This is a genomic window from Streptomyces sp. NBC_00258 (genome assembly GCF_036182465.1).
Classification (GTDB): domain Bacteria; phylum Actinomycetota; class Actinomycetes; order Streptomycetales; family Streptomycetaceae; genus Streptomyces.
The window spans coordinates 4,925,427-4,949,830 of record NZ_CP108081.1 but is presented as its reverse complement, the minus strand read 5'-3'; the positions used below and the strand labels follow the sequence as shown (position 1 = coordinate 4,949,830).

At 70.6% G+C, this 24,404-nt stretch carries 27 protein-coding genes and 1 pseudogene; all 28 read right to left on the bottom strand.

Annotation, left to right across the window (positions count from 1 at the left end; all coding sequences use genetic code 11):
- Window positions 1–368: 368 nt before the first annotated feature.
- Complete coding sequence (locus OG718_RS22000; protein WP_328844972.1) at window positions 369–2,273, bottom strand: hypothetical protein; 1,905 nt, start codon at window positions 2,271–2,273, stop codon at window positions 369–371.
- Window positions 2,274–2,882: 609 nt separating this feature from the next.
- Window positions 2,883–4,007, bottom strand: coding sequence for a DnaB-like helicase N-terminal domain-containing protein (locus OG718_RS21995; RefSeq protein ID WP_328844971.1), 1,125 nt, complete (start codon window positions 4,005–4,007; stop codon window positions 2,883–2,885).
- A complete protein-coding gene (locus OG718_RS21990; RefSeq protein ID WP_328847803.1) occupies window positions 4,007–5,272 on the bottom strand; it encodes a DNA cytosine methyltransferase in 1,266 nt (421 codons plus the stop codon). Before OG718_RS21990 ends, OG718_RS21995 begins: the two co-directional genes overlap by 1 nt.
- Window positions 5,273–5,304: 32 nt before the next feature.
- Window positions 5,305–5,505: pseudogene (locus tag OG718_RS21985) on the bottom strand (hypothetical protein); the annotation flags it as partial.
- Between the two features lie 37 nt (window positions 5,506–5,542).
- Window positions 5,543–6,010: a hypothetical protein gene (locus OG718_RS21980; RefSeq protein WP_328844970.1), complete on the bottom strand. Its 468-nt coding sequence runs from the start codon at window positions 6,008–6,010 to the stop codon at window positions 5,543–5,545.
- Entirely contained in the window at window positions 6,003–6,797 is a 795-nt protein-coding gene (gene trpA, locus OG718_RS21975; protein WP_328844969.1) for a tryptophan synthase subunit alpha, read from the bottom strand. Before trpA ends, OG718_RS21980 begins: the two co-directional genes overlap by 8 nt.
- 477 nt (window positions 6,798–7,274) lie before the next feature.
- A complete protein-coding gene (locus OG718_RS21970; RefSeq protein ID WP_328844968.1) occupies window positions 7,275–7,919 on the bottom strand; it encodes a hypothetical protein in 645 nt (214 codons plus the stop codon).
- Between the two features lie 201 nt (window positions 7,920–8,120).
- On the bottom strand, window positions 8,121–8,837 hold the full coding sequence (locus tag OG718_RS21965) for a DUF317 domain-containing protein (RefSeq protein WP_328844967.1): 717 nt from the start codon (window positions 8,835–8,837) through the stop codon (window positions 8,121–8,123).
- Window positions 8,834–9,637, bottom strand: coding sequence for a hypothetical protein (locus OG718_RS21960; protein ID WP_328844966.1), 804 nt, complete (start codon window positions 9,635–9,637; stop codon window positions 8,834–8,836). The genes OG718_RS21965 and OG718_RS21960 overlap by 4 nt, the downstream gene beginning before the upstream one ends.
- 74 nt (window positions 9,638–9,711) lie before the next feature.
- Window positions 9,712–10,467 carry a hypothetical protein gene (locus tag OG718_RS21955; protein ID WP_328844965.1) on the bottom strand — a complete coding sequence of 252 codons (756 nt, stop codon included), beginning with the start codon at window positions 10,465–10,467 and terminating at the stop codon, window positions 9,712–9,714.
- The gene (locus OG718_RS21950) at window positions 10,464–10,934 is read right to left on the bottom strand and encodes a hypothetical protein (RefSeq protein WP_328844964.1); all 471 of its coding nucleotides are present in this window, start codon (window positions 10,932–10,934) and stop codon (window positions 10,464–10,466) included. The genes OG718_RS21955 and OG718_RS21950 overlap by 4 nt, the downstream gene beginning before the upstream one ends.
- A 435-nt stretch (window positions 10,935–11,369) precedes the next feature.
- Window positions 11,370–13,166 carry a type IV secretory system conjugative DNA transfer family protein gene (locus OG718_RS21945; protein ID WP_328844963.1) on the bottom strand — a complete coding sequence of 599 codons (1,797 nt, stop codon included), beginning with the start codon at window positions 13,164–13,166 and terminating at the stop codon, window positions 11,370–11,372.
- 48 nt (window positions 13,167–13,214) lie between these two features.
- A complete protein-coding gene (locus OG718_RS21940) occupies window positions 13,215–13,973 on the bottom strand; it encodes a DUF317 domain-containing protein (protein WP_328844962.1) in 759 nt (252 codons plus the stop codon).
- A complete protein-coding gene (locus OG718_RS21935; protein ID WP_328844961.1) occupies window positions 13,970–14,578 on the bottom strand; it encodes a hypothetical protein in 609 nt (202 codons plus the stop codon). Before OG718_RS21935 ends, OG718_RS21940 begins: the two co-directional genes overlap by 4 nt.
- Before the next feature lie 68 nt (window positions 14,579–14,646).
- A complete protein-coding gene (locus OG718_RS21930) occupies window positions 14,647–15,465 on the bottom strand; it encodes a DUF317 domain-containing protein (RefSeq protein ID WP_328844960.1) in 819 nt (272 codons plus the stop codon).
- The gene (locus OG718_RS21925; protein WP_328844959.1) at window positions 15,462–15,815 is read right to left on the bottom strand and encodes a hypothetical protein; all 354 of its coding nucleotides are present in this window, start codon (window positions 15,813–15,815) and stop codon (window positions 15,462–15,464) included. Before OG718_RS21925 ends, OG718_RS21930 begins: the two co-directional genes overlap by 4 nt.
- 164 nt (window positions 15,816–15,979) lie before the next feature.
- Window positions 15,980–16,786 (bottom strand): DUF317 domain-containing protein, encoded by an 807-nt coding sequence (locus OG718_RS21920; protein ID WP_328844958.1) that lies wholly within the window; start codon window positions 16,784–16,786, stop codon window positions 15,980–15,982.
- Complete coding sequence (locus tag OG718_RS21915) at window positions 16,783–17,175, bottom strand: hypothetical protein (RefSeq protein ID WP_328844957.1); 393 nt, start codon at window positions 17,173–17,175, stop codon at window positions 16,783–16,785. Before OG718_RS21915 ends, OG718_RS21920 begins: the two co-directional genes overlap by 4 nt.
- Window positions 17,176–17,482: 307 nt before the next feature.
- Complete coding sequence (locus OG718_RS21910) at window positions 17,483–17,854, bottom strand: hypothetical protein (RefSeq protein ID WP_328844956.1); 372 nt, start codon at window positions 17,852–17,854, stop codon at window positions 17,483–17,485.
- 24 nt (window positions 17,855–17,878) lie between these two features.
- Window positions 17,879–18,301 carry a hypothetical protein gene (locus OG718_RS21905; protein WP_328844954.1) on the bottom strand — a complete coding sequence of 141 codons (423 nt, stop codon included), beginning with the start codon at window positions 18,299–18,301 and terminating at the stop codon, window positions 17,879–17,881.
- Window positions 18,302–18,321: 20 nt separating this feature from the next.
- Window positions 18,322–18,993, bottom strand: coding sequence for a hypothetical protein (locus OG718_RS21900; RefSeq protein WP_328844953.1), 672 nt, complete (start codon window positions 18,991–18,993; stop codon window positions 18,322–18,324).
- Entirely contained in the window at window positions 18,990–19,748 is a 759-nt protein-coding gene (locus tag OG718_RS21895; protein WP_328844952.1) for a hypothetical protein, read from the bottom strand. The genes OG718_RS21900 and OG718_RS21895 overlap by 4 nt, the downstream gene beginning before the upstream one ends.
- A gap of 29 nt (window positions 19,749–19,777) precedes the next feature.
- A complete protein-coding gene (locus OG718_RS21890) occupies window positions 19,778–20,488 on the bottom strand; it encodes a hypothetical protein (RefSeq protein WP_328844951.1) in 711 nt (236 codons plus the stop codon).
- Window positions 20,489–20,509: 21 nt separating this feature from the next.
- Complete coding sequence (locus tag OG718_RS21885) at window positions 20,510–21,415, bottom strand: hypothetical protein (RefSeq protein WP_328844950.1); 906 nt, start codon at window positions 21,413–21,415, stop codon at window positions 20,510–20,512.
- Entirely contained in the window at window positions 21,412–22,188 is a 777-nt protein-coding gene (locus OG718_RS21880; protein ID WP_328844949.1) for a hypothetical protein, read from the bottom strand. Before OG718_RS21880 ends, OG718_RS21885 begins: the two co-directional genes overlap by 4 nt.
- Complete coding sequence (locus OG718_RS21875) at window positions 22,185–22,607, bottom strand: hypothetical protein (RefSeq protein ID WP_328844948.1); 423 nt, start codon at window positions 22,605–22,607, stop codon at window positions 22,185–22,187. The genes OG718_RS21880 and OG718_RS21875 overlap by 4 nt, the downstream gene beginning before the upstream one ends.
- A gap of 110 nt (window positions 22,608–22,717) precedes the next feature.
- Window positions 22,718–23,215, bottom strand: a complete 498-nt coding sequence (locus tag OG718_RS21870) for a hypothetical protein (RefSeq protein WP_328844947.1) — start codon at window positions 23,213–23,215, stop codon at window positions 22,718–22,720.
- A gap of 119 nt (window positions 23,216–23,334) precedes the next feature.
- On the bottom strand, window positions 23,335–24,087 hold the full coding sequence (locus OG718_RS21865; RefSeq protein ID WP_328844946.1) for a hypothetical protein: 753 nt from the start codon (window positions 24,085–24,087) through the stop codon (window positions 23,335–23,337).
- Between the last annotated feature and the right edge of the window lie 317 nt (window positions 24,088–24,404).

Genomic DNA, 24,404 nt, shown 5'->3' with positions numbered 1-24,404 from the left:
CGGCCCGTGAGTGGCCGCGCTGAGCATCGTTATGGGGCGTCCCGCACGCCCCATTGCCACCATCGTGAGCACGCCAGTGCGCAGTTCCTGGTTACCCTCGTGCGTCGGTTTATGCCGCACGCGGGTTGCCTCCCCGGGGTGGGCCCGTGAGCCACTTGGGTGTGACTAGACGCTCTCTCAGACCCACTCGAATCCGACGATGACCAGGGTGGCTGCTCCATCTGCCAACTCTGATGAGCCAGTACGCGAAGGCGGCCGATCTGCGCTCATCGGTCGGGCCTCTGGCTGCTCTGTGCAAAGAGCGGGGCGCGCCGGTACGTGCAGGCAACTCACCCAGCGCCTGCATGACAGCTTGGGATGGGTGGCCTCTAGGCCCAGGGGTCCGCTGGCGAGATCAGGCACTGTTCAGCTTCCCACAGGGCGAGGCGAATAGTGGTGCACGCTTTCACGTACGCCGCCCGAGAGGCGTCGTCGACGGCGTCCAGCACGGTGGGTGTCGGGTGTCCTAGGGCAACGGCGGGATCTTCGGGCAGGCGGGATAGAACCGGGATGCCGAACCGTGCGAGTTCGGCATCCACCTGTTCGGTGAAGTCCGGTGACGGGGTGCTGTCGGCGCGGGGGGAGGACTGCCGCAGGACGAGGCCGGAAATGGGGACACGGTCCAGAGGAATCCCTGTGAGGTGTTGCTGGCGCCAGGCCATGGCCGATGCGGCGGGGGTCACAGCTACTTCGCGGTGCTCGGCGACGCCATTGCGCGCCTGCGCGGTCACGAAGCTCTCGGGGTATCCGGAGGAATCGACCACGACGAAGTGGCTGTCCACTGATCGTTCGATGTAGGGGCCCATACCGAGGTCGTCGTTGCAGTCCACAAAGATGGCCCAGTCGAAATGAGCGCGTGCCTGCTGGAGCAGGGCGCCCACGTCCGCACGGGAACCGGACGTCGTATGGGTGAAGAGTGCACCGCTGCCAGGAACGAGCCTGCCCCTGCTCCAGGGCAAGGATGGAACAATGTTGGGGCGGTCCGGGATGGACCATCCGAACACGTCATGCTCGTAGAGGCGGCGCACCTCACGGTCGGCGTCGAAGGAGTGGGTCACGACGAGGACCGCGCAGCCGTCCAAGGCCCACGCCGCACCAATTTGCATCGCAATCCCCCTCAGATCCCACTGGCATCTGCTGAGTCGAGGGGCGAGCAGCTGCGTGGACCGGCCGACCGTCGGCTCGTTGCCGTCGGCGACCCGGGAGCGTTGAGAACGGTGGCGGGCGGCGGGTGTGTTGTGAGGAAGGCCGCCGTGGCTGGGGAACGCAGTCTCGTCGAGTGCGGTGAAATGACGTGGCCTCTGCGGCACAGGTGGTACCGGGACGCTCGCTGCAGCGGTTTCCACTCGCAGGATGCCGCGCCAGCCGCTCATGCGGTCGGCCGGCGCGGTGAATTCCATGACACAGCGGTCGTCGTCACAGTGATGGCCTTCCCCATCGGTGACCAGGCCCGGCCCGGCCACGGGGTCGCTGAGAATCGCGGCGAGCCGGTCGTCATGGAGGGGTACGCCTTGGTGGATCTCGCGCACGATGTGCCAGTCCAGGCCATAGTTCGCGGTTGCGGCCGACACCTTCAGACCTGCGTGTCCGGACAGTCGGTCCCATAGCCGGATCCGGCGTAGGAGGGCGCTGGGCAGCGCAGCCGCCGGGCGGTGGTCGTCGATGATCGTACGGGGCTGGGGCTTGCGGCGTCGGCCGCCGGTGCGGAGCTTCTCGGGCGGAAGGGTGCCGGGGTCAACGGTCCACAGGGGCACACGCCGCTGCGCGGCAAGGGACGCTTCGTATGCGGAGAGGAGTCCTTCGACATCGTCGGACCGGTCCAGTGTGGTGAGAGCGATGACACCTGCGGCAGGGTGACGAGCGAACGCGATCTCGATGCTGTTGCCGACCACACGGGCCCACAGCTCGGGAGTGCCGTGAACCGTCCGCTGGCCCCGCTCACGGTGGGGGAGCATCTCCAGGGCGGGGCGTACCAAGTCGGAGTGCTCGAAGCGGATGTCCAGGCGGCTTGATGAGGGAACGACTTCGGCGATCCCGAGAGGGAAGCGGCTGGAGAGCTGCGCGTTGCCGATGTACTGCAACAGGATCGATTCCAGGAGCAGTTGGATGTCCGTGCCGCTCGGCACGAGCGACCTCCAGCTCGGCAGTTCCTTGATGCGTAGCCGTACGGCACGCAGGGATTCCCCCGTCATCTGTTGCCTGGCGGCGGCGACTTGTTCCTCGATCAACATCATGCTCCTTCTGGTGCGTGCCCCGACCTGGCACAGAAGGCTCATGAAACCGTTCGATGTAGTGGTTGATCTTGAGATCGTCGGAGAGGGTTGTCCGGCAGTGCCAGGGTCGGTTCAACGGCACTCGGAGCTGGCCGCTTCCAGGGGCCAGGTGGCCCCACTCCAGCTCATGTGGGGCCTCGGTGTCAAACACCGCGAGCGCAGCCGGAGCGCCGTCACTCCATCGGTACCTTGCGGAAGGGTTCCTCTTCAACGCTGCGCCCCTATGCACGTCCGGCGTGAACCTTCAGGAAAAGCGTCGGACCCGCGAGAAGACCCGCAACGCCAATGCACAGTGGTCAGCGTCGAAGACGCGTGGAAAGTGGCGGAAGCGGCGCAGCGGGCGCGCTGCCGGCGATCTGCTTCACGCGCCGAGGCTGACCGGAGCGTGGCTGGCGGGACCCGGCGCCGTGCGAGATTTCCTCCGCGAGATCGGCGAGAAGGCCAGCGGGGGTATAGGCGGCGTGGACGTCGAGGTGGGCATGGACGGCGAGGGGGCTGTTGGGCATGAAGGGTCGGCTAGTTCCAGGTTCGGGGAGGGCCATGCTTGGGAACCGAGCCCGGACGCGGGGGTCATCGGTGGGCTCGTGAGGTCGGCGGTGTGGGCCGGAGCGGCGGACTGGTCGCCCGGGGCGGTGGCGCGGCACGAGGGGGCTTGTGGCGCGACGCGGGCGGGGGTGCGGTGGCGCGGTTCCAGCGGGTGCGCAGGGCGTTGAGGTCTGCGAGGGCGCGGCGGCTGCCCGTGATGAGCTGGTGGGGGGTGTTGGCGGGGTCGTCGGTGTAGGCGTTGATCCGTGCGGCGACTGTCTGGGCGCGGGCGAGGAGGGCGCGTTTGACGATCTTCTCGCCCCAGTACTCGGGGGAGCCGGCGGGCGTGGAGACCAAAGCCATCACGTTCTTGGGGGAGAGGGAGCCGGTGAGCAGACCGCGGTGCTGGGCCTCACCGAGGACGGTGACCGGATCGACCATGTCGCCGCGGTGGACCAGCGCCGTGATGGACTGCCACAGTGCGGCGTGCAGCGGCAGAATGAAGTCCGCCTCGGCCAGCCACCGCATCTGCCGGACCTCCGCCGGATAGGCGGTGGCGGTCGCCAGGAGAAGGCGTTCTTCGTCGAGGTCCTCCTCGCTGGCCTGCCGTGGGATCGCGGAGGGGAGTGCTGTGCGGGGGAAGGAGCCGGGGTGCGGGGCGAACTGTTCGGCGAGGGCGTCCAGGACGCGGCCGATGTCGTCGGCCAGCCCGAGCGTCGAGGCAGCCGGGTTGGGCAGGCCCGCGTCAGTTGCGGTAGAAGCGAGGCGCTCGGCGTGAGCGCGCAGGACCCGGCGGGCGTTGTCGGCGCGGATCATCCTGGCGTACGCCGCCGCGTGCTTCGGCTGCGGGCAGAACTGAATGAGGGCGTGAATGTAGGAGGCGCTCAGGCCGGGAGCATGCGGACGCGCGTGGTCCAGTACGGCGTTGAGCCAGGCGGTGTCCTTTGCGTGGTCGTCGGGGTCGGGCGCCGGGAGCGTGCGGATCGCGGTGAACAGCGCGGCATGGGTGTGACTGTCGAAGTCATGGGCGAGCAGCGGCTCGGTGTCGGCCAGACGCGTCGGTTCGAGGAGGAGGGCGCCGAGCAGGGCCTGCTCGGCGTAGTGGACCGGCTTCGGCGCCGGCATGAGGTCGAGGTCGTGGTCCTCGTGGGGTTCAGGGGTATGGGGCATCAGGCGGCGAGGGTGAAGTCGTCGGGGTTGAAGGACGTGTTGAGGTGCGGGGCGAGCAGGTGGGCGGCCAGGCGCGGGGGGACGGCGTTGCCGATCTGCGAGAAGGTCTGGCCCTTGTTGCCCTGCCATGGATAGTCGGCGGGGAAGCTCTGCAGTACGCCCGCTTCCCGCGCGGTGATCTTGATCGGGGCCGGTGCCGATCGCTGCTCGTCGTCCGGAAGGCCGGAGGCGGTGTCGGCGACCCAGGCGCACTCGTTGACCCGGTGGCCGAAGAACAGGGTGCCGGCGGGCTCGTCGGCCCGGCGCACGGTGGCGTTGGTCTGGTTGTTGCTGCGCAGTGACCATGACCAGCGGTGTGCCTCGGCGGTGAAGGTGGGTGCCGGAGCGTCTGCGGGGCGGTTCTCACCGGGCCGGGCGGCCCAGCCGGAGCCCTCCCTGCGGGAGGCCAGGACGATCTCGGAGTCGGGGTGGGGTGTCCAGGTGCCGCGGTCGCGGGCGTCGGTCAGGGTCTTACGGGAGCCGGAGGGGAAGGGTTCAGGGCCGCCTCCTGGGCCGCCGCCGGCGCACACGGTGGGCACGGGGCGGTCGGTGGCGCCCCAGCCCAGGGCCTGGGCCATGGACACCCAGCGGGCGCGGCCGGGGCCGAAGAGTGATTCCGGCTCGGCGGACTGTGCGTGGGTGGGCGGCGAGGGCTCGGCGGTGCGTACGCGGGAGGCGAGCAGGATCGCTCGCTTCCGGGTCTGGGGGACGCCGTAGTCGGCGGCATTGAGGATGCCAGTCCAGACGGAGAATCCCCAGGTCCGCAGGATGGCCGCGTATTGCCGCCACAGCGGCAGGACGTCGGGGACTTCCTCCATGAGCACCCACTCGGGCTCGCCCGCCAGGTTCAGCGCGTGCAGGTAGCGCATGGGCTCGGCCGCGAGAAGAGACCGTTCGTCCGCGCACGCGCCGAGCAGCTGCTCACGGGTGTCGCGGCCGGCGGCGAGGTCGGCGACGGCCTGGTGGACGAGCGGCTGGTCGACCAGACCGAGGCGCTTGCCTGCCATGCTCCATGCCTGACAGGGAGGGGAGGCGATCAGCCCGAGGATCCGGCCGGAGAAAATCCACGCCGGATAGCGGGCAACATCGGTCCGGATCGTCAACTGCCCGGCCCTGGCCCGGGTTTTGCAGGCCCACTCGTCCCACTCCAGGCCGATGTCCCGCTCGCCGAGGACGGTGAGGGCGTGGCTCCAGCCGCCGGGGCCGGCGAACAGGTCGAGGATGATCCGCCTCAAGAAGCCAGCCCGAAGTCGTCTTGCACCGGTTCGGCTGCGGGTGCGGCGATTTCTCGTTCGAGGCGGTTCAGGTGGGTGTAGACGGCTGATGGTTCCCAGCCGGTGTCGGCGAATATCGCGTAGTCGACCTTGGGAAGGACTCCTGCGGCGGACAGGGCGAGGAGGGTGCTGGATTGGACTCCCGCGCCCAGGGAGAGGGCGCGGAAATGAGGCTGATTGGAAATGGGCAGTCCTGGGTGTGACGGGTACGAATGTCGGACCTCAACGGGACTCGCTCGCAGGCAGGTTGAACGTCGTGAGCGAGTCGCGCTGGATGGCCTGACACAGAGCGGGGATGGCATCGAGCAGATCGGTGGCCGACGCGACGTACTGCTGGGGCGACGGACGGAGGAGGACGAGAGGCTCGTGTGTGGCGTGGGCTCGACGGTGCTGGTTCTCCACGGCGCGGGTAAGCGCCGCGCTGAGTTCGGCGCCCGCGTCCTGGGCGGCTTTGGCGATGTGCGCGACGCGGTCGAGGAGCAGCAGGTGTGCGGGCGCGGAGCGCAGAGGCTGCTGTGTGAGGTTGACGAACAGCTGTAGAGCAGTGCGGGAGAGCGTCTGGGCCTCAGTGATCCTGGCCGTCAGCGCCTGCACGTGACCGATGGTGTTGGTGCGCAGGGCCCGGTGCAGGTCGCGGGCGTCGGCCTCGATCAGGTCGAGGATCTCGGGCAGGCCGCGGCGGTCAGCCATGGTGTTGCCCGAGCGAGCTTGCGTGCAGGGTCTGAGCGAACGCGGCCGTCACATCGGAGGCCAGACCGGGGCCGGCCATCAGTGCGCGGACGATGGGGGTACCGATGACGACGGCGTCCACCAGCGGGGCGACACGGGCTGCGAGGGCGGGGGTGGAGATCCCCACCCCCGAGACCACGGGCAGCGGGCTCGTCCCGCGCAGGCGCTGGGCGAAGTCGGCGAGCCCGGGGATGTCGAGGGGGCCCTGGTAGCCGGTGAGGGTCGTGCTGGCGGGTACGTAGAGCCAGCCGGACGCACGCTCGACCGCGGCCGGAAGGCTGGCGTCGGGTGTGGTGCGCGAGATGAGGTGCGGGGTGTCCAGGCCCGCGTCCCGCGCAGTGTCGTGCCACCGGAGTGTCTCGTTACCGGGCAGGTCGACGACCATGATTCCCGTGGCGCCTGCGTCGGTGACCCGGCGGGCCAGGCGTTCGGGGCCGTGGCGACGGACGGGGTCCCAGTAGGTCATGACCACGGTCGGCCGCAGAGACGCGGCGTGCTCGATGGCGCGGAGGGTGCGGTCCAGGACGTTCCCGTGTGACAGGGCGCGGTGGTAGGCGGCCTGGATGACGGGACCATCGAGTACCGCGTCCGCGGTGGCCAGACCGACCTCGAACAGGTCAGCCCCGGCTTCCGCGAGACGGCCGAGTTGTCGGCGTTGGGTGTCCGACCGGTGCAGGCCAGCAGGGATGAACACGCCCAGCGAGCACCGTTGTTGGGTGAGGAGCGTGTTGAGGGGGGCGGCGGTCACCAGGATGGTGTCTTTCTCGGTAGGTGTGCTGTCGTTTCAGGTCAGCGGTGGCGCTCGGCCGCTGAAGCCGGGCTCGCGGGCGCGCGCTGCGACGTGTGACTGGGGTTCTGCTGAAGAGGAGGGGCGGTTGCCGAAGACGGGGTGGATGTCGTCCAGGCCGTCGGCGAGTTCGCGGGTCCTGTCCGCCGTCGCGTGTGGTGGTCCCCCACTGGAAGAGTTCGTCGAGCGAGGTCGCTACGGGGCCGGGATCGTCCGGCAGCCCGTAGAGGCGGGCGCACAGTGACTGGGCGATGCCGTTCGCGGGGCCGCCGGAAGACCGGTGGTCGTAGCGCGGGGCGGCCAGACGGTGCAGGGTGAAGTGGACGACGACGTCACGGGGCGTGGCGTCCGTTGGACCTGGGCGGGCAGCGCGAGGGCGATGTCGTGCGGGGTGAGGCGTCGGTGGGCGTGGGGTCTGCCGAGGATCGGGTGCGGGGGTCAGCGGGTGCGGCCGGCGGTGGCCTGGGGCAGGGCCGCTGCGGGCCGCGCCGTGGTGGGTGCGAGGCGCTTGGGGCGGCCGAAGGCGGCGGCGAGATCACGGCACCCGTCGGGGGTGAGGTGGACCCGCTCGTCGGTGAGCCACAGCGGGCACTCCTCGCGGGCCACGAGGCCGCGGGCCTCCAGGGCGCGCACGGTGCTGATCGTCACGCGCACGTCGTCGGCGCGGACGTAGGGCTTGTTGTCGGCGATCGTCACCTCGCCGCGTGCGACGGCGCGCAGCGCGGCGTCCTGGGCCACGGTGAGGGCGGGTGGCTGGCGCGGGAGCGAAAAGCCCCGGCGAAGCCGCTCGGCGACGTACGCCTCGGCGGCCGTGAGGGCGTCGTCGGCCCCAAGCACGGTCAGATCTCTGACGAGCGTGAGGCGGCTGCCGGCCTCTCCGAGGGCCTGCTGGCCGGTCAGCGTGACCAGGAGCGAGTCGTCGAGCTCGACGGGGAGTCCGGCGCGCGTGTTGTCGAGGATTTCGGCGGCGTCCAGGAGGTGATCGGCGGTGTCCGTGGCCAGGTGAGCGAGCTGACGCACGCGTGCGTACACGGAGCGGATCACGGGGCTGTGGTACATCCGCTGGGCGTTGAGGGTGTCCACGATCTCCAGCGCCGCTCGGGCCAGGTGCTGGGCGGCGGCGGCCTGGGCGGTGAGGAAGGCCGAGGGGCTGGGACCGTTGATCCGGTGTCGCAGAAGGGCGTCGCTGTGCCGGGTGAAGTCGGCACCCAGGAGCAGGAGTTGTTCGGCAGGGGCGGTGGACGCGATGTTCTGGGGCAGGGGGGTTCCGTTTCGGGGGCGGCGTCAGCGGCGGCGTGCAGTGGCGCGGTCGAGCTGGGTGAGGGCGTGGTAGACGTGCGGGTTCACCGAGGCGCCGCGGACGGGGGTGATCAGGGCGCTGTCCGCGTGCCGTGTGCTGAGGGGGACATCGGCGTAGGCCCGCTCCACGGCCAAGGGCGTGGCCAGGTGGGCGAAGAAGTTGCCGACGAGCGCCTCAGGGGTGTCCTGCGTGAACGTGGCCAGCGGCTCGTTTTCGTAGTAGAGGTGCTCGACCTGCCAGGAGACGTCCTCGCCGGGCGTGTGCCGCAGGCTGCAGTACAGGTCGGGTGAGGTGAGAGTGCCGCCGTCGGCGGACCAGTCGTTCAGCTCGGCGAGCTGCTCCAGGGGCATGTCTGTGATCGGGATGCGCTCGGCGTGCCGGGCATCGCCGAGCAGCTGAGGCAGTGCCTGGGTGACGGCGGCGACTGCCTCCAGGGGCGTCTGCCTGCTGAACATCACTTCCCAGAACGGCTCATGGTGGGCAACGGTGACCCATCGGCCGAGCGGGTGCAGCGGGTTGAAGTCGAGGAACATGCTGCCGTCGGGGCTGTCGATCCTGATGTGCCCGGAGGCGGCGTCGTGCTCGTGGCGCCAGCCGAAGAGGTGGATGAGGGGGCCGATCACATCGGCGATCCGGTCTCCGGCGCCTGCCATGTACCGAGGCGAGACCATGACCCGGTCGTCGTGCGTGTACGGGTTCACCGGCGTACCCCCTGCCTCGCCGCAATCTTGGGCGGGGCTGGCGCGGCGGCGGTCAGCGCGGCGTGCGGGCGAGGTTTGGCCAGGGCTCGCAGGCCCTGCTCGGTGACGGTGATCTTCTGGCCGTGGTACAGCGAGGTGCTGGTGTCGGCGGTGACCATCCGGTGCTTGGCCAGGGCCCGATAGGTGGCGATGGACACGCGGGCGCCGTCGTCGGTGGCTACGCGTGTGACGCCCAGTCCGCGTTGGGAACTCTCATACAACCGTGCGCCGCCCAGGAAGGACGTGAGAGCGTCGTACTGGGGGCGGGTGAGGTCTGGCACGGTTGTCTGCTGAGCAGGCGCCGCCTGGTGCTCCTGTTCGGATGACAGGTCTTCGGTGATGCCGTGGGCCAGGTAGTGGCATCCGATCGCGCTCAGGTCGAGCTGGTGGGCGGCGTCATCGAGGTGGCCGGTCATCTGCGGAATGGCCTCGGCGTGCCGCGCGGTACGCACCGCCTCGTCGTCGGCCGGATATCCGGCGAACTGCAGGCCCTCGTAGGGGTTGGCGAGCAGCGCGTGGGCGAGGTCGGTGCCGGCTAGCGACGAAGAGGACACGACCGAGGCCAGCAACTCCAGGCTGGCGCGGCTGCCGGCGATGTTGGTGTACGCGCTGTTGTCGAGCGCGGTCAGACGCACCAGGGCGGTGGCCGTGAGGTCCTGTGCCGTGAGCAGGAGCGGGCTGATGCGGCGCAGCGCGTCTGCGCCGGGCGTGTAGGAGACGTCGCGTACGCGGGTGCGGAGGGCTTCGAAGTCCCGGGCCAACTGGCGAAGCTGGCGGACTTGTTCGGGCAGGTCGAGTTGGGGCGTGGGGATGGGTGACTCCTGTGGGCGGCGGTTCAGCGGCTTCGGGTGGCGGCCTGTGAGGTGGCGGGTATCGGGCGGGGCGTCGCGCCCAGAGCGGTGTCTGGCCCGGCCGCAGGTAGGCCGATGCCGGAGGCGAGGACGGTGATGCCGGCGGGTGTGAGGCGTACGCGGTCCTGGGGCGGGCCACCGCGGTAGGCGGGCAGCGCGGAGTTCGGAGTGCGTTCGGCCAAGCCCTTCGACTCCAGCGTCCGCAGGGTGCTCATCAAGATCTTGGGATCGCGGGAGCGCGTGAACTCCCGTCCCAGGGAGCTGCTGGCCACGACGTGGCCGGAGGCGATCTGTGCCAGGGCGGAGCGCTGGTCGGAAGTGAGCCGCACATCTGGCGCGATGGCGCTCGCCCCGCGACGGCGCCGCGTCTCTGCGGCGAGACTCACTGCGCAGCCCACCGTGGTCTCGGGAGCCAGGGCGGTCAGTTCACGCGCCACCTGTACGCCGTGGTCCGCTGATGCGGCGCTGAGGAAGGCGAGCTGCTTCAGCCGCAGAACTGTCTCCGCCAACTCGGTGCTTTCGTATAGCCGTTGACCGCGGATGGCTCGGATGGCCATGCGGGTGTCGGCCGCCAGCCGGTGAGCGGAGGCGGTATGGGCCTGCGGCTCGGGCTCGGTGGCGGCGCGAAGGTGGAGGTCGAGCGCGTCGTTGTGCCGGGTGTACTGGCCAGCGAGGTGGAGTAGCCGTTCGACGGGCGTGGGCACGTCGAACAGCAGGGATTCGGCGGTCAGCGTGCTCATGAGCGGCGCCGTGCGGTCGGGGCTGGCACGGGCACGGTGGCGGTCGCGGCGGGTGTCGTGGAACGGCGCGGGCGAAGGCAGACGCGGGCTTCGGCCAGGGCCCGACCGGCGTCGTCGAGGTGGACACGCAGGCGGCTGTGCAGGTCGATCGCGTCGAGCTGCTGTTGGAGCGTGGCCTGTGACCCGGGCTGCGCGAGCGCGACGAGCGGGGCGAGGGTCTGGGTGTAGTGGGCGATGGCGCGCCCCACGTGCGCCGCCGTCTGGCTCAGGTTCTCGGCCGATGGCGTGGCCGGCCCGCCTGCGCTGTCGTGGTTGTGGAGGTACTCGGCGTCGCCTGCCAGTCGGCCGGCTAGGGCGCACAGCAGCTCGATGTGGCGGCTCGCGGTGAACAGGCTGTGCCGGTCGCCGGGGATCGGGTGGTCGCGCAGGTCGGCGGTGACCGCGTCCACGGCTTCGTGCGGTGCCATGTCGTGTAGATCGATGGGTTCGTATGTGTGCAGTGCGTCTCCCAGGGGCGGGGCGGTCAGTGATGTCTTGACTGGCCGGGCGAACCCGGCGGCGAGGGCAGTGGCGCCGTCGCTTGCTCGGCCGGTGCTCCTCGCGCGGATGCGAAAGCGTCGAGGACGGCGGACACCTTCGGGATATGCCGGGTGCAGGCGAGAGCCTGTTGGTTCGTTGCGGGGGGGTGATGGCCCGCAGCGTGACGCCGGGGTTGCTGTTGCCGCATTCCAGGCAGCAACGGTGAGCGGGGTTCCAGTCGTCGGGGACGTCGTGGATCTTGCGCGGCTTCGCCAGGCACGGCCGATCAACGCGGCGTTCGAGGCTCGCCGTGCCCTCAGCACCGCCGGACCAGGCTCGGCACTGTCGGCGGGCTCACGGGTGAGCGTGGTGTGGTGTCGCACTCATGCGGCCTTGCCGAAGTCGGACTGTTTCGGGGCGGCCTTGGCGACGGCACGTTCGGTGATGTCCTTGGACGCCCGGGCGGAGGCGGCGGCCAGTTCGCCTGCGCCGGGTTCGAGATACCAGGGGCGCAGGTCGAGCATGGCCGCGCGCATGCCGGTGGCGAATGCGAGCGCGGTGCCCTTGGGCAGGGCGCGGATGGCGTCAGCGGCCAGGATGCGTTCCTGCCGCATGCTGACGGACGTGGACTTACCGGACTCGGAGGTCGAGGTGGAGGTGGTCTCCACGTCGTGATCGCCGATCAGGCGGGACAGCTTGTCGGCGAAGTCCGGGTCGTCGATGCCGGACCCGATGACCTTGATCGTGGAGGCGCTCCACATGGCGTCCATGCCGGCGTCGCCCCAGACTTTCTGGCCCTGCCGGTAGCTCTGCAGGATCGTGATGGGAATGATCCCGCGGCTGCCCAGGTGGGAGTAAAGGTCCGGCAGGTCCGAGATCTTGCAGACGTTGGCGGCCTCGTCGAGGATCGCCAGCATGGGCGGGTCGAGGCGTCCGCCGGCGCGTTCGGCCTGGGCGGTCGCGGCCCGCATGACCGAGTCCGCGCACGCGGCGATGAGGGCCGAGGCGCCGCCACCGCCGTCCTTCGACAGCAGATAGAGCGTGTCCTTCGAGGTGACGAACTCGCTCGGCTTGAACTCCGCCACGTCCTTCTGCGGGGTCACCCATGCGGCGATCTCGCTGTTGAGCAGGGCGGCGGCGTACTGGCGGGCGGTCTCGTAGATCCCGTCGCGGGTCTCAGGCGGGCCCTCCACGGTGCCCTTCAACTGCGCGGCGACGGCGGCGAACCCGTGGTCGCGCAGGATGTCCAGCGGGGTCCGGTCGGCGGGGAAGGCCAGCCACTGCATCACGTCGGTGATCGGCCGCTCGTCGAGAGCCGCGGCAAGGAACAGCTGCGAGAGGATGTTGGAGCCCGCCTTGGACCAGAAGTCGCCCTGCTGGGAGGCGTCCACCGAGGCCGCGAGGAAGTGGCCGGCGAGGCGGCCGGCGCCGTCGAGGGTCTTGGCGTCGGACAAGGGGTTCCACCACATGGCCCGTTCGGCGTGGGCGATCTGCTGCGGGTCCATCGACCAGGTCCGGCCGACGGCCGCCCGCGCGTCGAGCGTGGCCGTGTAGGCGTCGCCCGCCGCCTTGTTGGAGGTGAGCAGGACCGGGCCGGGCGCGTTGAGGATGGAGGGGATCGCCAGCGACGTGGTCTTGCCGGACCGCGGCGCCATGATCGCGACGGCGACGTCCTCGTACCCCATGCGCACTTCGTGCTTCGTGCCCTGGAGGTTGCCGAGCAGGATGCCGGTGTCGGCCGGCTCGAGGCGCTTGGCGTCCTTCAGACTCGGGCGCAATGATCTTGCCTTGGCGGTGATGGCCTTGGACAGCAGTGGCTCGATGTCCCGCTGCTTGGCCATCCCGGCGACGCGCTTCCTGCGTCCGCCGTTGCCGTCCTTGTGCCGCTTGTACAGCACGGCGGCCGTGATCCCGAGTGCGAGTAGCACGGTGCCGGGCAGGATGCGGGCGCCCAGCAGCAGGGACGTGTCGCCGAGGCGGGGCCACAGCTGATCGGGATGGAGCAGGGCCTGGACGGGCTGGTAAGGCGCGCGGGGACCGGTGTCGGTGGCCCAGGCGGTGAGGTTGCCGCCCAGCCACGCCAGATTGGACAGGGGGACGGCGATGGCGAGGACGACGCCCAGGACGCGGAAGGCTATGTCGTAGCCGTCGGTGGACGAGGTGGAGGAGGGCTGGGGCAAGGGCTGTTCCAGGTACGTGGGTGAGGAGCGCGGCGCGGGCGGGGCCGGTCAGCGGGTGCGGCGCGGCGAAGGGCCGTGTGGCGGGGGTGTGGCAGTGGTCGCTGGGCGGCGCCGGGCGGCGAGGGTGCTGACGCGTCGATCCAGGGCGAAGGCGATGTCCGGCGCGGGGAGGTGATGGGTGTGCACGGTCATGCGGTCGCGGGCCAGGCCCGGGATCCGGCTCGGATCGCGGGGGATGGGGGTGCGGTCGGCGAGCGACTGCGTCACGGCGGCGATCAGGTGCAGCGGGGTGGTGCCGGTGAACACGGCCCGCCAGATCGTCGGGTCCTGGATCACCGCGGTCTCGATGCTCCACAGATCCCGGCCGGGGGCGCCGATCCGCCAGACGTGCGCGATGTTGTCGGGGGAGGCGAGGCTGCCGAGGTGGGGCGGCGTGTGCCAGCCTGCGTCGCGCAGCGGGGCGCAGGGATCGGGCGCTGCGGTGGGCGGGCCGGATGGATCGGTCAGGGCGTCGGTGAAGGCGGCGATGATCTCGACGGGGGTGCGGGCTTCGAAGGTGGCCGTCCAGCCGGGGTGATCCGCGGTACGCGCGTGCCGGATGGTCCACCAGCCCGGATCGTCCGGGTCGGGGTCCAGATGCAGCTGGATGAGTTGGTCCGGGCTGGTGAGCAGGACGCGCGGCATCAGCGGGTCGTGTCCGTAGCTCCAGCCGGCGGCGCGATGCAGCGGCACGGTGATCCACCCCGGGTCTCCGCCGCCCGCGAGATAGCGCGGGGTGATGAGCGCCTGCTCGACGGTGTCGCTCACGCGCACCACCGCCGGGCCGCAGACGACGCTGCGGCGGCCTTGGGCACGGGCGGCGCCGCGACCAGTGCTGGCGCGGATGCCTTCGGTCGCTTCTGCGCCAGCGCGTTGATGGCGAAGAGCGCCTGGCCGTGGATCGCCCACTGGTCGAGGTAGTGCCAGGCTTCCGCGTAGCTTTCGGCGAGCGGTTCATCGAACGCCTCGGTCCCGGGCCGGGCACGCGCGGGCAGTGCGCGGCGCACGGCGAGCCAGTCGTCGTGGACGGCGTACAGCCCCTTGGTGCTGTCGCGCAGTTCTCGCACCTGCCAGGCGTAGCGCCGGGTCCCGGCGGAGGCGGGTAGCTGGGCGAGCTGCTGTTCGGCGACGTGCACCAGTTCGTCGGCGTGGTCATATACCCGGCCGAAGGAGACCAAAGTGTCGGAGTCACGCTGGCGCTGGCGCAGGCCGTAGGCGTCCTCGTCGTAGGGCTGGTGCGTGTCGGGGTCGGAGTGCTGGTCGGAGTAGGCGTCCCAGGCGGCGAGGATCTGCCTGCTTTCCCGCAGGTAGATGGCGAGTTGGCTCAGATGGAGGCGGTGCTCTGGGCTCGCGGGTCCCAGTGGAATGGTCAAGAAGGGCCTTCGGGCATACAGGTGTGACGGCGACGGAGTGCGGCGCGGCCAGGGCCGCGCCGCGTGGTTCAGCGGCCCCGGGACGCAGCAGCGGCCAACTCGGCGGCGGGTGCCGGGGCGGGGTGCGTGGTCGGCGCGCCACTGCGGCGGGCCTTGCGGGCGGCGGCCCGGATGGCCTTCAGGCGCGCCTCGTGGGCGGCGGCCAGTTGCTCGCCCTGGGCGCCGCGTTCCACCTGGGTGACCAGGTGGGAGTGCGGGACGTCGTAGTGGCCGCGCGGCACGGGCGCGGGGTCGGTGAGGGCGGTGGCGAAGGCGGCGAGCAGGTGGCGGGGTGTGCGGTCGTCGAAGTACGCGTGCCACAGCCGCTGGTGGCCGCCGAGACCGGTGGGGATCGCGACGTCGGCGCTCCAGCTGAAGTAGTCGCTCGTCAGCGTCGCCCGCCGCTCCATGGTGGTGATGCCGTCCGGATGGCGCGCACTCTCATTGCCCCGCTCGTCGCGCTCGTAGGTCCAGTCCGCTGCTTGCAGGGTCGGCCACACGTCTGGCTCCGTGGCCGGGGCGGGGTGCAGGAGGGCGTCGGTGAATCCGGCGATGATCTCGGCGGGTGTGTTGCCGCCGAACGACGCGTGCCAGCGCTGTGAGGAGATCCGCCACCAGGCGGAGTATGTGTCCGCAGCGGGTTCGAGTACGAGCGTGTGGCGGAAGTCGGGGCTGGCCAGGACGACATGGGGAAAGTCGGGGTCGGCGTAGTTCTTCCAGCCGCCGGCCCGCAGCGCCTGGGTGACATGGCGCGGGTCGCCGGGCCCGGCGAGATGACGGGGACTGGTGTCGAACCAGATACGAGACCAGGGGGCGTCGGCTTTGCTGGCGATGTAGGGGCGGGTCACGAAGTCGTCGGCGGACCTGCGGGCGCGAACGCCTGGCCGCCCGCGCGCTGGATGTCCCAGTGCAGGACGTGCCAGTCCGTGGCTTCCTGGGCGGCGTCCCGGAGCCCGTCGATGATCAGGTGGATCTCGTCGGTCTGGGGGCTGGCGGCCTGCTGGGAGACGAGGTGCGCGGCGTTGCGCAGGACGTCGCCGAGCAGGATGGGGACGCCGGTGTCCTCGTCGAGGAGGCGAGCCAGCAGCGGCAGCACGTCGGTGACGGGCGGGTTGGTGCGTAGATAGTCCTTGAGCTGGGTCAGGGTTGCGGTCGCCTGCGCGATCTGGTCGGAGCTGGGGTGTGAGGGGTTGGGCATCAGCGTCCTTGAGTGAAACGTGGTGGTGAGCGGGGCCAGGCTGTGGACAGCCCTGTGGATATCTCCTGTGGCGAGGGTGTCGTCGCAGTTCAGATCGGTGATGAATCTCCTTGTCATCGAGGAAAGTTGGGGACAGGGTGGCGGGCGTGTCCACCCGTGGCCGGTCAGCGGCGTCGGCCGGCGGACGTCGCGTACGGGCGAGCGCCGGGGCTGGAGCGAGCCCGGTTGGTGGCGAAGGAGCTACGGGCCCATGTGGCCGCTCTGGCGGCGGTGATCCGGGCCTGCTGCCACGCGCCGAGCTGGGACGGTAGGACGGACACGGAGGTGGTGCGGATCCGCTGGGAGGGCGGGACGCGGCCGAGGGGCCGCAGCACGGGCTGTGGATCCGCGAGCGCCGTGCTGAATGCCTGCACCAGATGCATGGGCGTGGTCGGCGTGAACATCGCCTCCCACACCCGGCCGTGTTCGTTGCGGGCGCCGGCCCACCAGTGCGCCTGCCCGGGGCTGGACTGGTGGAAGCGGACGAAGGCGTCGCCGTCCGGGCTGCGGGCGGTGAAGTGCTGGCCTCGCTCGGTCTCCCAGCCCTGTTGCTGCAGGGGCTCCCACACGTTGGGGGCGTGCGCCTTGCGCTCCGTGAACAGGGCGTCGGTGATGCCGGCGACGATTTCGACGGGTGTCTGCCGGCCGAGGGTGGCGTGCCATGCCTCCTGGTGCGTGGTCTGCTTCCCGCTGATGGTCCAGCCGCCGGGCTGGGTGAGCGGGTCGTATCCGATGCGCACGGACTTGTCCGGGCTGTCGAAGACGATGGGGCCGCCGGTCTTGGACTTGTCCTTCCAGCCGGAGGCGCGCAGGTACTCGGTGACGTGGCGCAGGTCGCCGCCGCCGGCGAGATGGCGGGGCTCGACGAGGTAGTGCTGCTGGGCGTGCTGACCGGCGGCGCCCCAGCCGGTCCACTGCTTGTTCTGTCTCACCGGTGCCGCCTGACGACCATCGCCGATCCGGCGGGCTGCGCAGCCGGACTGGTGGACGGGGTGGCGGGCGTGGCGAGCTGTTTGATTGTGCCGGTGTGCTCGTTGAGGTCCTCGCCCACGCTGTCGAGTTCGTTGGCGGCGCGGCCCAGGGCCAGCCACACCTCGGGGTGCAGGATGCCGCGCTGGGAGTGGTCCTGGGCGAAGCGTGATCCGGTGGCGACCAGGTCGGTGACTCGTCCGAGCAGGCCCTCGTCGTAGTCGAGGACCTTGCCGAGAATCTGGGCGGCCTCGTGCGGCGGCGACTGGGCCAAGAGCTGTGTGAGCTGGCTGAGCTGGCGTGCGATGTCGTCAGCGAGCCGTACCGAGGTGAGGGGCGGGGGGTTGGTCATGGGCCTCCTGAACGGGCCAGGTCGGGCTGCTAGTTGTGGTGGCGGATGTGGTGGCTGTCGACGAGAGGGAACATGTCCCGGCGACGGGCTTCGTCGAGGGCCGCTTCGGGGTGCCCGCCGGCCAGCAGGTTGGTCCGTGTGCTGCTGCCGGCGGTGACGGCACGCAGGTAGCGGCGGAAGAGGGCGGTGACCAGGCGCGGCTTGCGGTCGGCTGTGATGGGCGGTGGGGTGCGGTCGGTTTCGCGGGTGACAGGTCCTCCAGGTGAGGGCTGGGCCGCCCCCCGTGCGGGGTCGGCGCGGTGGGTGGTCAGCGCGTACGGCGAGGGCGCGACGCGCTCGGGGCAGGCGCTGCGGGCGCGGGTGCCGGCCGGTGTGCTGGGGATGCGGCGAGGGCGGCGCGGTAGGCGGTGCCGCCGAAGAGGCCCGCATCGATGGAGACCTGGAAGCCGTGGCGGGTCAGCAGCCACGCAGCCCGATCGGCCATGTCCTTCATGGCGATCTCGTCCATGTGGTCGGGGACTTGATGCCAGATCTCGCCCTCGCCGCCGTGGCGTTCGAGCCCGAGGCTGTCGAGCAGGACGAGCAGCTGCTCCGGGGCGCTGGTGCGGGTATCGACGTAGATCGTTCCGTCGCGGTGATAGAACTCGACGTCGACCTCGTGCTCGTCCGCCAGGCTCACGAGCGGAATCCTTTCGATTGTGGCTCACCGCCGACGAGGTGTCGCCGGAGTGCCGTGGGCTCGGATGACGGAGGCGGTCGCGGTGTGCGGCGCGGCTGCGGCGACGGGCTGGTGGCGCTCTGCCTCTGCGGCCTCCTGATAGGCGGCGGCGTCCCAGACGGCGTTGGTGATGTTGACCAGGTATCCGGCCACGAGCAGCGAGGGAACGGCGCTGGTGGCGAGCCTCTTCTTCTCGGCCTCGGTGAGGCGGTTGGGGACCTCGTGCCAGACATAGACGGGCCCGGCCGTCGCCGCCGTCTTGCGTTCGAAGCCGAGGCTGTCGAGCAGGGCCAGGAGTTCCTCGGGCGCATCGGTGGGGGTGTCGGCGTGGACCGTGTCGGTCAGCGGTTTGATGTAGATCTCGACGTCGGTGCCTTCGTCGTCGGCGCGGTTTCCCACGTACGGCATGCTCCTGTTCTGGGATCGGGTCAGCGCTGTCGAACGGCGGGCGCAGCCAGTGGCGAGGGCGCTGTGGACACTGGGCGGGGGTGGGTCTGTGGTGCGGGGCCGGTCCGGTCGACGTCGTTGCGGACTTGCTCGATCTGCCAGGTGAGGGTGGACAGTTTGTTGACGATGACCCCTAGCTGCATCGCCACCTGCGGGTCACGGCCGGTGTCCTTGAGACGCCGGCCCCACGATGCCCAGGTCGCAAGCAGCGACTGCGTCAGGCGGGGTAGCAGGCCGTCGTCGGGTGCCGCGATCTCGGTCAGGACCGCCGCGACCTGCCGGTCATTGTCGGCATCGCTGCCGAGTGAGGTGAGCTGTTCGAGATGGCGGTGGGCGGCTTGCCGGTCGCTGCCCTGGGTGGCCAGGGTGTTGAGCGTGGGGTCGAGATGGACGCTGTACCCACCAGCCAGAAGCAGGGCATGGGCTGCGGCGGTGGCACCCTGACGCTGCTCCTCGACGGGCAGGGCGTGCGGCAGGCGGTGGTAGTCGCCGAGTGGGCTTGGGGCGGAATGGAAGCCGCCGTCGGTCTGCAGGAGGCCGGCCGCGCGCTGGTCGCCCCCGATGGCAACGACCAGCGCGGTCTTCGGGTCCCGGGTGATGGTCACGTAATCCAGGACGAGGAATGTCGGCTCGTCCTCGTGGGGGAGAGTCACCGGCCCCGGTGCGGAGAGGTGACCGGCGGGCTCGGAGGCGCTACCGCGGTGGTGCCTAGGGCGGGCCGGGCGGGTGGATTACGTAGGACGACGCCGACGCCCAGGTCGGACAAGCGGTGGCCGGCGGCTCGTACGGACGCGGCCTGGTGCGCGGAGTCGTCACCGGGCAGGACGAAGACGTCGTTTTCCGCGTCGAGGGCGAAGCCGTAGTCGGTCAGGGCCTGGACGATGTCGTCGCGGTCGGGCTTGTCGACGACGAGGGCGTCGCCGGACCAGGTCATCACCACGTGTTCCGGCTCGACGTCCGGTGGCGCCGTGAGGCGGGCGGCGTTGGTGCGGACCTGGGCGAGGGCCTTGTCGTACCGGGGCAGCAGGTCGTAATGGATGTCCTCGGCGGCGCTGAACGGATCGGCGTCCACCGCGATTCCGTCGGGCTCGCGGACGCCACGGAACGCTTCGGCCGGGGCGTCGGTGGGGGCCATAGCGGCGATCAGGTAGCCCTCTCCGTGCCCGAGCGGGTCCGCGACGAACAGTCGGCTGCCGTCGTCGCGGGTCAGCACGGCGCAGTGGTCCACGGTGTGCTTGGCCAGGGTGTCGGCGACATCGTTCATGTCCCACACGTGGTCGGTGAGGGCGTCGTGGTCGTTGTTGCCGCCGCGGTCCGGGTGGTACGTGCTGGTCCAGGCGCCGGGCAGTTCGCCGGCGAGGACGGCAGCGAATGATCCGAGAGTGGTGTCGGGGGTGGGGTCGTGCATGGTCTCCTCAGAAAGGAAGGGGGCGGGGGTCAGCGCCGCCTGTTTGCCGGGGTTGCTGCGGTGGGTGCGGCGGCGGGGCTGGTGGCCAGGCGCGGCGGGGGTGCAGGACAGGCGCAGACGGCGGAGGCTTCGTGCTCGTCCGGCCCGACGTCGGCGGTGCACGCGCGGCGCTGGGGGTGGTTCTGGTGCCGGTCGGCGAGGTCGTTGCGCATGTGGGTGAGGTTGGACCGGATGACGCCGAGCCGGTGCTCGCCGAGGTACTGCAGCCGCTTTGCGGTGTGCGGATCCGGGGACTGGCCCAGGCCCTGGTAGAAGGCGGCGGTCGCGGTGAGGACTTCGCCCAGTGCGATGAGCACTCCGTCGTGGGAGGCGGTCAGTTCGGTCAGCGCGTCGGCGACCTCGCCGCTCGTGGTGGCTTCACGGATCCGCTCGGCGAGGTCGGCGACCAGCGAGCCGAGTGGCTGGTAGTGCGCCTCGCGCGTCTCGGTGTCGAAGGCGTCATCGGCGTCGACGTTGTAGCGCACAGCGCGCAGCCGGGCCACGGCGCGAGTGGCGAGACGTTCCTCCTCGGCCATGTCGAGACCGATGGGCAGGCGGTGATAGGTCTCGTGGAGGCGGACGACGGGGACGAAGCCGGTGCGTTGAAGGATGCTGTGGGCTTCCGGATCGCCGCCGTGGGCGAGGACTTCTCCGGAGTGCGTGTCGCGCCCCAGGGTCAGGAAGCGATCGGCAAAGGCCAAGAAGCTGTGCTTTCTGTCGGGTCAGTGGGTCAGCCGGGTGCCGGGCGTGGGAGGTGAGGCGGTCATCCGGGTCGAGAGGGGCACCGGCCGTGCGGTAGCGGGCAGGGCGGCGGCGGTCGCGTCGAGGTCCTGCTGGACGCCGTGCAAGCGGCGGGCGATCAGCTCCAGTTGGTGTCCTGCGGCCGGGCCGTAGGCGTGCGGGAGGCGATCGAGACGGTGGGCTGCGTGCTCGACGAGGCCGCGCACGGTCGCGAGCGGGCCGGTGTTCTCGTCGGCGAGCTGGCGGAGCAGTCCGGCGAGTTGAGTGGTGGCGTCGGCAGCGCCTGGTGAAGCGCCGTTGCCCGCTGCGGTGGAGCGCTCCGCGAAGCGGGCGGTCTGTCCTGGATCAGGGCCGAGGAGGGGAGAACGGAGGTCCAGCTCGGCCTCGATACGTCGGCACTCGGCTGCCAGGAGCGGAAGCAGCCGGTGGGGCTGCGTGGTCCATGTGTCGTCCGGGCGGATGAGGTTGGCGAGAAGGTCGAGGCGGCCGGGCTGTGCCTGGACGGCGATCCAGCGGCAGCCGTGGTCGTCCCCCGGCCGCTGGATGCCCGCGATGCGGGCGATCCGGTGGGCGATCTCGGACCACTCGGGGCCGGTGAGGTCGCGGTCGCAGGCGTGCAGGCGCACATCCGCGTGCCAGATGGCGCGTCGGTCGTCCTGCGCACTGGCCGCGAAGGGGTGCTGCCAGCTGGGGTCGTCCAGGAGCTCGGCCCACTCGGCGGAGGTCCAGGACTTCTGCTCGTCGTCGAGCGTGTAATAGTCCAGCCCCGGCCAGTGGGCGACCACCGTGTGCTCGGTCAGGCCCTCTTGGTCGCTGACCGGGCGGCCGAGGGCTTCGGCGAGAGGCTCGCTGGGGCTGGTGTCGCGTGGACGGATACGGATGATCATTGTGAGGTGGGCTTCCGGCGCCTACGGGCGAGTTGGGTCAGGTCGTGCGCGGCGGTGATCAGGGTGTGTTCGCGCACCAGGTCGGAGTGGACGGCCAGGTTGCCCGGCGGCAGGAGTTCCAGGGCGCGCTCGATGGCCGTGCGCGCCTGGCGGTACTGGCCCAGCGCGCGCAGCGCCGAAGCCTTGCGGAACTGCGCGATCGGATCGTCTCCACCGCCCTCGGGCAGCCGGTCCACGAGGGCGAGCAGCGCGTCCGCGCGGCCGGGAAGCAGACCGCCCAGCCACACTCCGTGCAGCAGGACGTGCAGCGTCTTGGGGTGATCCGATGCGGTGGCGAGGACCTGTTCCATCACGGCCAGGCCATCCGAGCGGGACTGGCCCAGGCGCGCGAAGGCGTACAGCGCCCAGCTGTACGGGTCCGCATTCAGCACGCTCAACGGCACCTGGTTCAGGAGGGATTCGATGGAGCGGCACCGGAAGTCGTAGCGCAGGGCACTCAGGTAGAGGTGCCGGTACGTCCGCCAGATCACCGGGCCGGGGCCGGGGCCGGGGTCGGTGACGTGCTCGGGGTCGAGAAGTACCAGCGCACTGTTCCCGGCGGCGCGGGCTTGCCAGGCGACGTCGGCGCACACCTCGGCTGACTCCTGCCACGTCGCGTCCAGATCACGCAGGGCCTCGGCCAGGCGCATGGGCCACTGGGTACCGGCGACCGTCTCGATGGCGATCGAAGCCGCGCGGGCCAGGGCCGCGTTGCGCTCGGGGCTGGGGGTCATCGCCCGCCTCGGGCGTCGGCGACGTGCACCACCTGATTGAGGTGGTTGACCGAGTACCAGCCGCAGTCGACGTCCTGTTCGGCGCCGGCCAGGCGTGGGACGAGGTAAGTACGCAGCGCCTGCTGGTAGATGAGGCAGTCCGGGCAGCGGTTGGAGAGATGGACGAGGTAGCGCGGGTGAGCGGTGAGGTACGTGCGCTCGCCGCCGGCCGGGTCGTACAGCCGCCACCCGTCCTCGTCGGTCGGCGTGTGCCACGAGGGCGTGACGACCTTGTAGGCGTCTCCCCACAGCTCGCTGCCGGAGGTGCCCTTGAGGATGACGACCTGGTCGCCGGGCCGGAAGTGCTGGTGGGTGATGTCCCGTTCGGGGGTGACGACGTCACCTGGGGCATGCGGATGGCGGGAGATGGCGTCGGGCACAGCAGGGGGTTCCTTCCACTATCACGCGCAGGGGAGGCGGTGGGAGGAACAAGGATCCGGACGATCCCCGGTTTCGGTAACCGGTGATCGTCGGGTATAAGACGCTGTGTCTACCGGAACGGATTCTCGGTTCCGGTGTCGTCGCTGGTGGCGGCATCCAGGAGTTCGGGCAGGTCAGTGCCCTCGGCGTCGCGCTGATCGATCCACCACCCAACGCGGGTGACGGTGCGGATCGTGTCCTCCAGGGCAGCCCAGTCGGCCTCGTCCCAGCTGCCTTCGGTCACCAGCGCGCTGTACGCAGTCGTGACGAGCTGGTGGCGGGCGCGCTCACCCCAGGCGAGAGCCTTCTCGGGTCCTTCGAGCGGCGGCATGTCGAACCTCTCGGCCCACTCGGTGGCGGCCTGCTGTTCCTCCGCCCGCCTGGCGGCCAGCCACTCCTCCTTGCCGGCGCTGTCCTCGTCGCGGGCGGCCTTCCAGCAGTCGGTGCAGTCGCGCCCCTCCAGCCAGCGGGCGAATCCGGCCCGCCGGTCGGCGGGGCGGTTGGAAAGATCATGCGAGATTTCGTGTCCACAGCTGTGGACGATGTTCCACGTCGTTCGGACGGCCATATGAGGGCGAATCTCCTTATTGTCAGGAGTGTTTCGGTGTGTTCCGGGCGTTCTGCGCGACCTGGGCGGGGTGCTAGCGCCCCGGGCAGTGGCCTCGGCAAGGCGGCAGTGGTGGACGGTCAGCGGGTCCGCCCGGTGGCGGCAGCAGCCGCCGGCGGTTTCGGCGGCGTGCTGGTCGAGACGGTGGGGCGGGAGGGTCCCTGGGACGAAGCGACGGTGGCGCTGCGGACCACCGCGACCAGGGCCTCGCCGGACTCGAGCCACACCGCCATGGCCTCATCGGTGCCGCCCGGTTCGAGCCCGCTTCCGGCGTCGTCGCTGGACTGCGTCAGGGAGGCGAGGAGGGTCTCGAAGCGGTCGAGAACCTTCGCATCCTGCTCGGCCAGGGGCTTGGCACCGGCGCAGCGACTGGCCGCGATCAGGTAGGGCGCGTGGGTGAGGAAACGCTCCAATGCGGCCTCTAGGTCCGCGGGGTACGGGTAAGGCACGGTGCCGGGCTCGACGTCGTCCCGCAACCAGTCCAGGTCTTCCTGCACTTCGCGCAGCCGCGCAAGGTTCACCAGCTGCTCGAATTCCGGCAGGAGGCGTGAGCGCACCTCTGCAGCGACTGCACGGGCGGTGGGGGCGGCGACAGTGCGTGGCCCTGCGCCGATCACGTGGAGGTGGTCCGGGGAGGGAAGCAGAGTAGCGACCAGGTACTGGCCGTCCCACGGGCGTTCGGCCAGGAGGAGTTCGGTGCCGCCGCCGTCGCGCAGGATCGCCGCACCGGAGTTGCGGTACTTCACCAGCACGGACAGCACGGGACCGGCCTCCCACACCCAGTCCAGCAGGTGGGAGGGGATGGAGCCGTCCGGGTAGTGCTCGATGTCCACCTCCCACTGGCCGGGAAGGCCCTCGGCGACGTCGTGCGCGATGTCGCCGAGATAAGGACGCTCACTGGCGATGACCTTGGCCTGGCAGTCGCGGGCCGTCTGGTGGAGCTGTGTGAGCGCCTCGCGTGCTTGGGCGTGGTTGTCGAGGGACAGCCGGTAGACCTCGTCCTGGTGCCGGGTGAATCCCGCCAGTTCCAGGGCGGTGGTGGCCCACCGGTGCCGCTCCCCGCTAGGGAGCGCGACGATCGTGTTGCCGGCGGCGAGGTGCAGGGTGATCTCGGCGGAGGAAGTCAGGGCAGCGGGCTTTCGTCTTGGGA